This is a genomic window from Flavobacterium sp., from assembly GCF_039916025.1.
In the GTDB taxonomy this organism is placed as follows: domain Bacteria; phylum Bacteroidota; class Bacteroidia; order Flavobacteriales; family Flavobacteriaceae; genus Flavobacterium.
Genome location: NZ_JBDSMB010000082.1, coordinates 23,348 through 36,216, shown reverse-complemented (window position 1 = coordinate 36,216; position 12,869 = coordinate 23,348). Strand labels below are relative to the sequence as shown.

The 12,869-nt window shown below is 34.9% G+C and carries 8 protein-coding genes; all 8 read right to left on the bottom strand.

Going from position 1 to position 12,869, the window contains the following annotated elements; translation table 11 throughout:
- Positions 1–7: 7 nt before the first annotated feature.
- Positions 8–997 carry an SRPBCC domain-containing protein gene (locus ABIQ27_RS05250; protein ID WP_348032722.1) on the bottom strand — a complete coding sequence of 330 codons (990 nt, stop codon included), beginning with the start codon at positions 995–997 and terminating at the stop codon, positions 8–10.
- On the bottom strand, positions 994–1,314 hold the full coding sequence (locus ABIQ27_RS05245) for a metalloregulator ArsR/SmtB family transcription factor (protein ID WP_348032721.1): 321 nt from the start codon (positions 1,312–1,314) through the stop codon (positions 994–996). The genes ABIQ27_RS05250 and ABIQ27_RS05245 overlap by 4 nt, the downstream gene beginning before the upstream one ends.
- Before the next feature lie 142 nt (positions 1,315–1,456).
- A complete protein-coding gene (locus ABIQ27_RS05240; protein WP_348032720.1) occupies positions 1,457–3,046 on the bottom strand; it encodes an ATP-binding protein in 1,590 nt (529 codons plus the stop codon).
- A 161-nt stretch (positions 3,047–3,207) separates the two neighbouring features.
- The gene (locus tag ABIQ27_RS05235; protein ID WP_348032718.1) at positions 3,208–3,705 is read right to left on the bottom strand and encodes a hypothetical protein; all 498 of its coding nucleotides are present in this window, start codon (positions 3,703–3,705) and stop codon (positions 3,208–3,210) included.
- 32 nt (positions 3,706–3,737) lie between these two features.
- A complete protein-coding gene (locus ABIQ27_RS05230; protein WP_348032716.1) occupies positions 3,738–4,139 on the bottom strand; it encodes a hypothetical protein in 402 nt (133 codons plus the stop codon).
- A 1-nt stretch (position 4,140) separates the two neighbouring features.
- Complete coding sequence (locus ABIQ27_RS05225) at positions 4,141–4,497, bottom strand: hypothetical protein (RefSeq protein ID WP_348032715.1); 357 nt, start codon at positions 4,495–4,497, stop codon at positions 4,141–4,143.
- A 92-nt stretch (positions 4,498–4,589) separates the two neighbouring features.
- The gene (locus tag ABIQ27_RS05220; RefSeq protein WP_348032713.1) at positions 4,590–6,134 is read right to left on the bottom strand and encodes an FAD-dependent monooxygenase; all 1,545 of its coding nucleotides are present in this window, start codon (positions 6,132–6,134) and stop codon (positions 4,590–4,592) included.
- Positions 6,135–6,205: 71 nt separating this feature from the next.
- Positions 6,206–12,700, bottom strand: a complete 6,495-nt coding sequence (locus tag ABIQ27_RS05215) for an alpha-2-macroglobulin family protein (RefSeq protein WP_348032711.1) — start codon at positions 12,698–12,700, stop codon at positions 6,206–6,208.
- Positions 12,701–12,869: the final 169 nt, after the last annotated feature.

The following is a 12,869-nucleotide window of genomic DNA, read 5'->3' as shown; positions in this document are numbered from 1 at the left end:
ATCGTTTCTATAAAGTTGCCAATAATTCTTCCAAATAATTTAATGTCATAGTAAATCCTTCTTTGAAACCCATTTCAATCATCCTTTCCATGCGCTCAAGGGATTCATTATAAATACTAATACTGACTTTTGTTTTTCCGTTTTGTTCACTGAAACTCAAATCCCATTCAGATCCTGGTAATTCAGGGTTTTCAGCAGCGTCTGCAAAAGCATTCAAGTATTTGAAATTGGTTTTTGGAGTTATGGAAGTATACTTCTGAACTGACCAATGTTCTTGTCCTTCCGGACTTACCATTGCATAAAATCTTCTTCCACCAACTTCAAAATTCATAACTTTTGTTTTTGATAACCAAGGTTTAGGTGCCCACCATTGATCCAGAATTTCTTGTTTGGTATAAGCATCCCAAACTAACGGAAGCTCGGCAGCAAATTCTCTGGTTATGTATACTTTTTGAGCCGCTTTGTCAACTGTAAAATCAAATGCTAAATTATTTTTACTTTTTAGTGATGCAAAATAATCGTCTAATCCTTGTGCAGCCATTGTCAATCCTTCTTTGAAACCCATTGCAATTGTTGCTTCCAATTGTGCTAAATCGGGATAAGTAATATGGAAAGTTACTAAGGTTCCACCTTCAATACTACTAAAATTGCTGTCCCAGTTTGACTGAGGCATTTCTTTGTTGATGTTTCCATCTGAATCAGTGAACGCATCTGCAACTGTAAATCTTTTTTGATTTTCAACAAGTATATAGTTTGCTATTGACCAGTGTTCCTCGCCTTCAGGTCCGATCATGGCATATAGCCAATGTCCGCCTGTTCTGAAATCCATTGATTTTGTTTTGGCACGCCATGGTTTTGGTGCCCACCATTTGTCCAGAATTGATGGATCTGTATATGCTTGCCATACTAATGGAAGTATTGCATCAAATGCTTTTTTTACTGTGATAGTGTTATTTTCCTTATTTACGGAAAAGTCCATTTCTAAATTGATACTCATGGTTGTTTGTTTTTTATAGTTAATAATATTTCATCAAGTTGGCTGAATTTGGTTTCCCAAATTTTTCTGAATTGTTCAAGCCATTGATCAATTGCTTTCATTTTTTCTACTTCAAGTTTATAATAAATTTCACGCCCAACTTGTTCCTGCTTTATAAGTTCACACTCTGATAAAATCTTAATGTGTTTTGAAACAGCCTGTCTGCTCGTATGAAAATGTTCTGCCAATGCATTAGGTGTCATAGCCTGCAAAGCGATAAGTGTGATTATGGCTCTACGTGTTGGATCAGAAATTGCCTGAAAAACGTCTCTTCTCATGATTTTTATTTTTTAAATGCGAAACTAATTGGTTGCAAATATATGTGCAACTTTTCGGTTGCGCAAATTTTTTTGAGTTTTTTTTTCAAATTCTGAAAAATTCTTGGATTTTGTTGGGTTGGAGGGTTGTGTTAAATTACGGCTATATCATTTGCTTTTGGTCAGCAGGAATATAGATGTCAAATGTGGTGCCTACATTTATTTTGCTACTTGCCGTAATAATTCCGTTATGATTTTCAACTATCTTTCTTGCGATTGTGAGGCCAATACCAGTTCCTTCATAATTTTTCCTTTCGTGCAGGCGCTGAAAAATTTCAAAGATTTTATCCTTGAATTGGGGGTCGAAACCGATGCCGTTGTCACTAAGGCTAATATGATAATGGTCTACATCCATAATAACCTTTTTAGTACCTGACGGAATGTATTTTATAAACTCGCTTTTGATTATAATATGCGGTTTTACATTCGGTTTACAGAATTTAAGAGAATTAGCAATAAGGTTTTGCAACAGTTGACGAAATTGAAAAGGTATAATGTTCACGTCACAAAGGTTATGGACTTCAATAGTTGCGGCTTTTTCCTGTATTTCTTCTTTATATGCAGCCATAACTTCCCTTACAATCTTATTAAGGTCTCTATTTTCAAATTTCCTCTGTGTCGCTGTAGTACGTGAATAGGCAAGCAAATCGTTAATTAGTGTCTGCATATGCAATGCCGAAAAGCTGATGCGCTCAATATAATATTTTCCTTTTTCAGATAAATTATTGTATTCCACATCGAGAATGCGGCTGGAAAAAGCCTGGATCTTTCTGAGGGGCTCCTGTAAATCATGGCTTGAAATGTATGTAAAGGATTCTAATTCTTTGTTGACAATTAGCAGTTCGGCCGCGCGTTTTTCTTTCTCTTTGTTTTGGAATGCGAGTTCTTTGTTTGCAATTACCAATTCAGCAGCACGCTTTTCTTTTTCAATGACTTGAATAGCAAGTTCTTTATTGGCAATCACCAATTCTGCAGCACGATTTTCTTTTTCCTGGTTTTGATAAGCAAGTTCCTTATTGGCAATAATCAATTCTGCGGCACGCTTTTCTTTTTCAATGATTTGGATGGCAAGTTCTTTATTGGCTATCACTAACTCTGCAGCACGATTTTCTTTTTCCTGATTTTGATATGCAAGTTCGGTGTTCGCAATTACCAGTTCGGCAGCTCTATTTTCTTTTTCCTGATTTTGATGCGCAAGCTCTTTATTGGCAATGAGTAATTCTGCTGCACGTTTTTCTTTCTCTTTGTTTTGGAATGCGAGTTCTGTGTTTGCAGTCACCAATTCAGCCGCTCTATTTTCTTTTTCCTGATTTTGATGCGCAAGTTCTTTGTTAGCAATGAGTAATTCTGAAGTGGCAATTATCAATTCTGCCGCGCGTTTTTCCCGTTCAATAACTTGAAGTGCAAGTTGCTTGTTTGCAATGATTAATTCTGCCGCACGTTTTTCTTTTTCCTGATCTTGATAAGCAAGTTCTTTGTTTGCAATTACCAATTCAGCGGCACGCTTTTCTTTTTCAATGACTTGAATAGCAAGTTCTTTATTGGCAATCACTAACTCTGCAGCACGTTTCTGTTTTTCTGTACTCTGAAGAGCAAGCTGCTTGTTTGCAATGATTAATTCTGCCGCATGGTTTTCTTTACCATCTATTTCAAGAGCAATAATGTTATTTTCGGAAAGAGATTTTTTACTCATATGCTTTAAGTGTACTCAAAGATAGTCTAGACGCAGACAATTATAACATTGGGTTCCATTATTTTATTGCAAACGCGGCACTGGCAGATCAAGAGGTAAATAAAGTATGAAAAAACCCTAATAATTCATAACAAAAAGTCAGCTATTGCAGGGGATTTTCACTAACTTTTATTTTGCTGGACTTTTTCTAACCTCAAAATCCTTATATAGCAGAAGTAGAGTAATGCAAAACCAAAAACACCAAAAGAACAATCAATTAGTTGCCAATAGAAAGGAATTCCCCTTATTGCTCCGGCAATAAATGCTAAAGGAAAAACCATGATGCAGGCAATCATTCCGAACTGCAGTACCCAAATGTTTTTTACCGGATCTTTCAAAGGTCCGATAAAAGCAACTGCAATTACCAGGTGTGCAAAAGCGAGCCAATCAGTTCCGTAGCTTAAATAAGGGAAATTTTCGTTGGTATTTTTTACAGCCAAGTACACTTCATTAATCCAATTTTGAAAATAATCAGGGAAGGAAGATATGTTGGCGTTTACGATTGCTAATTCAGTTTCAATAGGGAAAGCTGTAATACCGCTTAATACCAGAAATACTATAAATAATAAGATTAAATTCCTTATCTGCTTTCTTAGTTTATTTTCGATTGTTGATGTCATAATGTTTTTAAATTTATAACTCTTTTGGAGCTTTAAACCGCTGTTTTTTTAATGCCTCTTATCACTACGCCAAATCCATAGAAAATTGACGATATTAATGTTGAAAATATAAAGCCAGTTATGAATGAAAAATTCCTTCCAACATCGTTTGTCAATCTGAACATTGCTTCCTCTTGTTCTTTTGTTCTTTCAATTCCACCGAAAGTGCCATCTTTGTCAAGATCATATCGGTTTAGATCAAATTGATAATAAATATCTTCAAAGGCTGCTTTGCCTGTAATTAGAAGGTATAAAACTAGAAACAGCATAATGCTTTTCCAAAGCAGTTTGTTTTTGGCAAAAAGACTTTTGCGATTGACGACAATTCTAACCAACCCAATAACAGAAATTATTGCTGGGATTATTAAATGATATGGAATACTTAGCTCGTTCAATTTAATCTTTAATTTTTCGCCATTCAACAGTATTGTCTTTGGCTAGTTTTAGTACTAAGAATTTCTTGTGCAAAGGGAAAGCGCCTATCTCTTTGGCAAGAACTTCGTAATATAAATAATCTTCATTAATGCGGTCGGGTTCACCAAGCTTAGCTATTACTTCTTTTTTCGTCAAGCCTTTTAGTTTTACCTTATAAACCAAATCTTCAAGCATTTCGTCACGGTAGTTATAATTGTCATCTTCGTCTTTGGCTTTCCAGAGAGTTGTGTCAAAATTTTTTTTCGAAATTTCCTCTTTATTGTCTTTACAGGATAGACAGCATAAAATAAAGCAGGCTATTAGAAATTTTGTTTTCATAATTATAATTTTATAAAGTACTTTGAATTGCAAAGTAAAATAATTTAATCAAACGATGCAAGAAAATTTTAGGAAAGTTTAGATAGAGAAAATCAATTTTTGGCGGAAGCCTTGATTTTGCTTATAAAGCTTCGGCATTCGGCAACATCTTTTCCAATATAGGAAATGTGATTATCGGGGCGGACCAAGACATAAAAATCGGTATTGTTATCAAAAACGGAATCTGGTATTTCAGTAAATGAATGAAAACTCATTGCAATTCCAGTATTATCCAATGGGTTTTGAATGGTATTTTTTCCAAAATAAAGCAATTTGAAAACAGGTTCGGCTAAATAACTGAATATGGATTTTCCATCCGAAAAAACAAAATAATGCATTCGGTCACCGGCTTTTGCTTTACCAATCGAACTTTTTGAGGTTAGGAAACTATCGGGATAAGCAATTCCGATTTGCGAAAGCAAAGGGTAAATTTTTCGTTTAACGAAGTTATTTGATGAAAGTACCATCAGAAAAATAGGGAAGAAACCATTCCTGATGAAATTCCAGAAACCATTCACACCCGACATGATATCGAACATTCTGTCGGTAGTGTTTAGAAGGTTTTTGGCATTTTGAGTACGCTCGGTATTATAGCTTTGTAAAACTTTATTATTAACTTCGCCCCTTAGACTATACACCATTTTCCAGGCCAGATTATAAGCATCCTGAATACCAGTATTCATGCCTTGTCCGCCGGCAGGTGTGTGAATATGAGCGGCATCACCAGCAATAAAACAGCGTCCATCCATAAAAGAATTGGCTTTGCGGCTGTGTACTTTGTAGGTCGAAAACCATTGCACTTTTCCAAAATCTACCGGAGAAATAATTCCTTTTTTTATAATTGGTTCTACTTCAGCAAAATTGTATTCATGACTATCATCCGTGTGCTCGGGCAAAACTCCAATTATGCGGTAATGTCCAGTTCCTTCCATAGGGAAGAATAGCACAAACCCTTTTGGAATTAGGTACATATACAACCTGTTTTCATTAATAACCGAACTTTTGAGAATGACATCGGCAACATAAAACAATTTGGGTTCTGTACTTCCTTCAAACGACAAACCTAATTGATGACGCACCAAACTACCAGCACCGTCACAACCGACTAAGTAGTCCGCTTCAATTTTTTGCTCGGTTCCATTTTTGTCTTTATAATAAACTTTAACTCCATTATTATCCTGTTCAAAATGATTTAATTCAGCATTCCATTTTATCTGTTTTCCGTTTTTCTGAAGGTACTCAGCTAAAAGTTGTTCGGTTTTGCTTTGTTCCAAAGAGAGTGCAAAAGGGAAATCACTGAGTCCTTTTCCCATATTGGACAAATCTAATGATGCCCGGCGTTTTCCTTTGCTAAACAAAATCATTCCGGTAGTGAGCTGGCCTCTTTTCATTGCTTCCTCTACAATGCCAAGTTCCTGAAAGATTTCAAGTGTCCGTGCCTGAACCGCAATAGCTTTTGACAGATTAGTTGTTTTATCGTTTTTTTCAATAATGATAAAATCAATTTTGTGGCGAATTAGTTGCGCTGCCATGCTCAAACCTGTTGGTCCGGCACCGATAATGACGACTTGTGTTTTAGTATGATTTGGATTTTCCATTGATGAAGCAATTGCGCTCCATAAAGATAAAGTTTTTAGAGAAAAGCTTTGTTATATAATTAGATGATATATTATTCTTTTACGTTGATTTTTGTATTCAGGGAATGAGTTCCAAATTCCGGTGCATACATGCTTTGTAAAGTCGAAATGCCGTTATTGAAAACTCCTTTGTTTGTTACTCTCAAATCATATTCAAGCACGTAAGTTCCTTTATGTATATTGTCAAAAAAGAAATGTGTAGCGACATCTTTTGTGCTTTTATAATATCCCAATCCGCTTTGCCAAACATAACCTGAAATAACATCAACGGGTTCGAGACAAGATGCTCTTAAATCTTTTAAATGAACAAATTCAAGATCGGTATCCGTTTTAATTATCAGCCTTACAGTAAGCAAATCACCGACTTTTACGCTTTCATTTTTCAACGCAACAAGCTCGTCACCTTTGGTTGTTTTTACTTTTTTGTACATTTTTTTGTCAATCACCAAAGTATTTGTCGAATCCACCTTGATGTTTTCCAGGTTTTCGAAATACTGCCAGTATACACCACCAAATCCAGGGACTTTAGTTTTATTGTCGACAGTGATTGTTCCCATTTTGGAATCAATTTCTTTCCCATCAAATCGGATTTTAAGATAACCGCTATCCAGTTCGTCGTCTTTTTTTAATAACTTTTGTGTCAGAATCTTTTCATCACCAATTTTGATTTTGGTGTTTTCTTTTAGCGAAGTCCAATCATTACCCTGATATAGCAGAGCATATATTGCTTCGGTAGTAGACTTAGTTGTTGGCCAGTTATTTGCCTGTTTATTTTTGATAAGCCATACTTTCATGGCATCAATAGTTTCCTTGTTTTTGTCGATTTCGGCAAAAGCTTCTATCAACAAACAATGTGTTTCGATATTGGATTGATACCAATTGCAGCCATTTCTGTTTTCAATCCAATACATGCCAATTTCTTCATTATTTGAAACAGTTTCCCTGAGGCTGGCAATTATCTTTTTGGCAAAATCTTTTTCATTGAATCGATTCATGATTAGCGCTAACAATCCTTTTTCATACAAACCATAACCCAGCCAATCTTCTTTGCAGTGATTTAGCTGAAGCTTTATTATAGAATCACATTTTTTAGATAACGGATATTCCTTGATAAAGAAACTTCGGGTGTACAGGTAATTTAAATTGACAGTCGAATAATATCTTATTTTTTTGTTTTCGAAATAATCGCCAACAAATTTGCTGTCCAGATTTGGAATTCCTTTAGAGACAATGTTTTTATATTTTAAACTGTCTGCCGGAAATAGTTTGTTTAAATGACCAATTCCGGAAAGGATATGCTGTGAAATATACCTGTTCTCATTTCCGCCACTAAACCAGGCAAATCCACCGGAAGGCAAGATGAGGTTTTCTATTTTACTAAATGCTTTTTCATTGTTTTCTTTTAGTGAATTCAAATCCATCAGCAATGCTAACCTTTGGTTTGCCTGCTCATCACTTTCAGCATCCAGCAACCATGGCGTTTCTGCCAGGACAATGGATTTTAGTTCATCGTTGAGTTTCAATCTCGATTCTGGTAATTTTTTATCATGCCATTTTTTCAGAAGTGATTCCGCTTTTGGATTACTGGTTATAATCTTTTCGGCTATGCAGTTTGCGTAGTATTTGGCAAAAGTCTGCTCAGCACATTCATGTGGATAATTCATTAAATAAGGCAGCGATTGCAGTGCCATCCAAATCGGATTTGAAGTATATTCAAATGTCAGCGCGTGATTTTGAAGTGTAGTGGAAGTATTGTTCTTCAAATTGGCAAACGTAAATTCACGCTTGGTATTACCTCTGACCCAAATCGGAATGCTTTCAGTAATCAGGATTTTGTTTGTTAAAACAGGCAAAATGTTTTCTTCACCATCACTCAGCATTCCAGATTTTGCAATGACTTTGTATCGCAATCCCTGAACGCCTTCAGGAATTGTGATCAACCAGTTTACTACAACACTTTGTTTTGCTTTACAGATGAAAGGTTTTGTGTTGTCTTTATTTAGCGTAATGGCATCAATCGGGTTATTGGTCGCAGCATCGAATAAAAGCAATATGGCATTTCCTGTTTTTGTTTCCATCGTCAGATTAACCACTTTCAGGGCCAGGTTTATAGTATCATTTTCTCTGACAAACCGAGGCATATTTGGCATTACCATTATGTCTTTTTGCGAAACGATATCTGCCTGAAAATAACCTGTTTCAGCTTTTTTGTTATGGGCAAAAAGACGCATTCTCCATTTGGTTAGTGATTCGGGAGTTGTAAAACTGAAACTGATTTTTCCTTCAGCATCAGTAGTTAGATTAGGATAGAAAAATGCGGTTTCATTAAAATTGGTTCTGGTTTTTACCTGTTGCAATTCTTTCATCCCTTTTTTGGTATTGATTATGATAACGCCATTTCCGGCTTTTGAACCATACATAGCAATGGCTGCTGTATCTTTTAAAACATTAATATTATCAATATCGCCCTGATTTATTTTAGAAGCTGTTTCTTCATCAACGAGTAGACCGTCAACAACATAAAGAGTACCTGTATAAGTACCGGTAATGCTTACATTTCCTCGTATTATTACCTGAACTCCAGCAGCTTTACCTTGAATTGCATTTCTAAATGCTAAGGATGGAGCTTCTTTATCAAATTCTTCTCCAGACACTGTAGTTACGGCTGAGGTAAGACTATTTTTTTCTTTCTTGTAATAACCCAGATTTGTCTGAATTACAACTTCCTCAAGTGAAACACCTTCTTTGAGTCTGATGTCAATGTTTTTTTCTTTACCAACTACTACATTTTCATCTTGCATTCCAACAAAACTAATAACGAGAACTTCTCCATTTTCTACGTCAAATTGGTAATATCCGTCAAAATCGGTTTGTGTACCGCGATTGGTTCCTTTTACAACTACATTAACTCCGGGTATTGGTCCGGTTTTGTCTGAAACTATTCCGTAAACAGTTCTTGCATTTTTTGGAATGCTCGCATCCGGCCCGTATTTTTTCAGGTATTCTGTATTTGCATAGTTGCTTCTATTGTTAAAGTCGAATCCGAACCACTGGATTTCTGGCTCCCGAATATAGGTTTTGTAAAATTTGGAATAGAAATACAAACCACTAAACCGGGTTTCGTTACCATACCAATTTTGGGTTTGATGCGATATTTCAGGAAATGAATAGCCGGTGTAAAACCGCTCAACATTCCAATTCTTAATAGCAAATTCGTCTAACGAAACATCATACATACTGGCCAGAACTTCGGCCTGCATTTTGGAATTTTTGATGATAAAAGACCAGTTTTCATTGCTTCCCGGCTCGATTTTGTTTCTCATGCTTCTGATTTCAAATTCGAGTTTGGTTTCAATATCTTCATTGCTGATGGTTGTAAATTCGCTGTAATATGTATTCTCCCAAACCGAAGAAAAATGAAACTGAATGTCACTTTCATAATTTGCAGCTTTAGGAAATTTTACTACGCCATAACCATTCTTTAATTGGATGACAGTTTCCGATTTCTTCCGGTTATTATCAAAAAAACGGGTAGTAACATACAAATCGGGAATAACTGATTTGATTTCATAAACAAAATACTCTTTTTCTTTGTCAAGTTGGTTGAAGGTAAAAAGCGTTTTGTTTGATGGTTTTTTGTTTTTGGAAGCAAGTTCAAAGTAGTTTTCGGATGTGATTGGATTTCCTTTTTGATCTTTGGCTTCCACCACAATTTTGTACAATCCTAATTTGTATTTTTTCAGAAAAGCCAAATCAACATCGGTGGATTTCTGAGTGTCAAAAGGTATTGTAAGTATTTTGTTTTCCTTAATTTCATTATCCTCTTTATCATAGGCTTCAAACGGAAACAACGCTTCAAATTGTTTTCGGTCAATGGCATTTAGTTCTGGAAGGCGTTCTTTTTTTATCAGATACTCTTTTTGATTTCTTTCAAAAAGAGTAATAGTTCCTTTGGCATTTATTGGAAAATTGTTTAGTGTTGTAGCGTTTACCTGTAACGATTTTGCGTCTTCCTGAATGACATAGTTGGGAATTGTACAATTCAGTTTCAGCATTTTTTGACCAACTGTTACATCCGAAACTGCTGTTCTTGTTTCGCCATTTAGGTCGGTGATTTCGGCTTTGATGTTAAAATAGAAAGTTTCAATATCATCAAGAGAGAGACTATCCTGTACGGCTTCGAATTCGATTTTGAAATTTCCATTTCCGTCTGTCGTTGTTTCGGTATTGATATAGTTTTGTTTGTAGCTGTATATGGCCTCTTTGCCCAGGATGTTTTTTGAAACAGTATAACTTACTTTAGCATTGGTCAGATTGCTTCCTGCCAGTGTTTTGGCGTTTCCACTGACGATAATAGTATCTCCAACCGTATAATTTTCCTTGATTTTATCAAATACAACTTCAAAGGTTGGCCGTTTGTATTCTTCTACTTTAAAGCCAAACCTACTGTTTTCGTTATAATTAGCATTGTCCCAAAAACTATGTTCGTCTTTTTCTTTGTCATAATATTTGGTATCTACTTCATTATCTAAAGGCTCTTCGATGGAAATTTTGAAATCTCCGGTCAAAACATTTTTAGGAATTTCATATTCTCCGGTAAAGCTTCCAAATTCGTTGGTTTGAAGATCAAACTCTTTTACATCATCATCCTGTGCATTTGTTATGATTATATGAACGGTTAAATTAGGAACAACGCTTTTGACCTTTTTTTTATTTTTTATCATAAACCCTTTGAAATATACTTTTTGTCCAGGGCGATAAATGGCACGGTCAAAGAAAACCATGGATTTGGCTTCAAAACCTTCATAGTCATTAGTCAAATCATATTTTGTAGACATGTAATAATTACTATAAAGCGTATCGTTTTCGGTAACGAATAGTAAATCGCTGTAAAGGTTATCGCTGCCTTTCGGCTTGAATTCGAAGTGTATCGTTCCGTTTTTATTGGATTTTCTTGTGCTGTCATCGTTAATCGCAACTGCATTCTCAACTGGTTGTCCTGTTTTTCTATTCAAAAGTTGGAAAACATCATAATCACCTTCTCTTTCTTTAACAAAATCGATATTAGAAACCTGAATAACCTGATAGGCAAAGGCTTTTTTTTCCGGATAGCCAAATGGGTTTTTTAAATCAAAAAACAACAGATAACTGCCTAAATCCAGATTATCCATCAGAATTTCTGAGGTGTATTGATAATGGTCTCCTTTTGTTGGGATAACTTTTATAGAAGTCTTAGCAGGCTGATGTTTTTCGATATAATCAAATACCAATGAATCTTTGTCAATTGCTTTGTTTTTCTTATTCCTGCCATAGCCGTAGTATCTTGATTGCGTCAGTTTTTTTAAAATAGCAATCGGAATTTTGTAATACCTAAGCTGTAAAGAATCTACATTTTTAGACTCGACAAACGCTCTGAAGTTTTGATTTGGATAGAGTTTGTCTTTGATATTCAATGTTATTTTTTTGCCAAGGATTTTTTCTTTTAATGTTTCAGCTTCAGCTTTTGCATTCGGATTCTCTGATGTATTCAGAATGTTTTCTACAATAGCCAAAACTTCAGAATCATAGTTTTTTGCGTTTCCTTTTGAAGTTAGAGAAAAGTAGTATTGTGCTTTTTCAATTCGAATATCCTGGATTAAATAATTGTTTGTTGTTATTTCTTCGAGTTCACTAAGTTTAGAAAAATAATATTCTCTGTCATTAAAATAAGTTTCGAATCCCTTCATTCGGTTATGTTGCAAAATATTAATGTCGTCATTGTTGTTTTTCAGGCAGTATTTCTCATTGTTTTGATAGAGTTCGATAATAGCTTTCAGACCTTCGTCGGTAATGGTATCTGTTCTGAATTGTGCAAACTCAGTTGATTTTTTAAACAGTTCGCGACTTGTTTTTACATATTTTTTTGAATCTGAAATATACCATTTTGAAAGGCGGTACTTTAGCGTAGCTTTAAGCAGGAAGTCGTAAATACTAAGTTTTTTGGTATCTGTATAAGGAGCAATTTCAAATACAGAAGCAAATTCATTGATATTTGTTGCCCGAAGTTGTTTTTCGTCTTTTAGTAAATTTTGATAAGCATTGTTTATTTCTCTGTCAAAGTCTCTTGGAGTCCATGTTTTCCAATCTTTTGAACTTGAATCGGTTTCTGCCAAGGCGGTTTTTTGGTTTATGGTATATCTGAAATTCTGATAGTATTTTTCCAAAAGAGTAGCATAGATATAATTCAGTAAAGCCTTTTGACTTCCTTTGGCATTTTTAATTTCATGGTTGAGATTATTCAAAATTATTTTCTGAGCATTCTCATCGCTAACCTGAATGAATTTAGATTGATAGAAAAAGCACTTGATGATTTGATTCTCAATTTTTTTCTTTTTTGCTTTCTTGTAAATTGCGTCAACAGCCTGATGCGCCGATTTTATTTTTCCATCCAATTCAAATTGAATTACTTCTTTCCACTCTTGTTTGAAATCTTGAGCAAAACTTCTTGAAAATAAAATTAGCAGGGCAATAGTAAAAAGATGCTTCATAATAGGAGTGTTTCTATATCTATAGAGTATGAAATTTATAAAAAAGTTGGGAAGCATTGTGTGATTTCTGATATATAATTTAAGATTTGATTGTAAGTGTTTTGATTTCAGTTTATTAACGCTATTTATAAAATTCGTTTTATTGTTTTCTAAACAAAAAAATCCGTCT

Coding starts and splice junctions, on each gene's coding strand:
- ABIQ27_RS05250 (WP_348032722.1), bottom strand. CDS start 997: ATGAGTATCAATTTAGAAATGGACTTTTCCGTAAATAAGGAAAATAAC.
- ABIQ27_RS05245 (WP_348032721.1), bottom strand. CDS start 1,314: ATGAGAAGAGACGTTTTTCAGGCAATTTCTGATCCAACACGTAGAGCC.
- ABIQ27_RS05240 (WP_348032720.1), bottom strand. CDS start 3,046: ATGAGTAAAAAATCTCTTTCCGAAAATAACATTATTGCTCTTGAAATA.
- ABIQ27_RS05235 (WP_348032718.1), bottom strand. CDS start 3,705: ATGACATCAACAATCGAAAATAAACTAAGAAAGCAGATAAGGAATTTA.
- ABIQ27_RS05225 (WP_348032715.1), bottom strand. CDS start 4,497: ATGAAAACAAAATTTCTAATAGCCTGCTTTATTTTATGCTGTCTATCC.
- ABIQ27_RS05220 (WP_348032713.1), bottom strand. CDS start 6,134: ATGGAAAATCCAAATCATACTAAAACACAAGTCGTCATTATCGGTGCC.
- ABIQ27_RS05215 (WP_348032711.1), bottom strand. CDS start 12,700: ATGAAGCATCTTTTTACTATTGCCCTGCTAATTTTATTTTCAAGAAGT.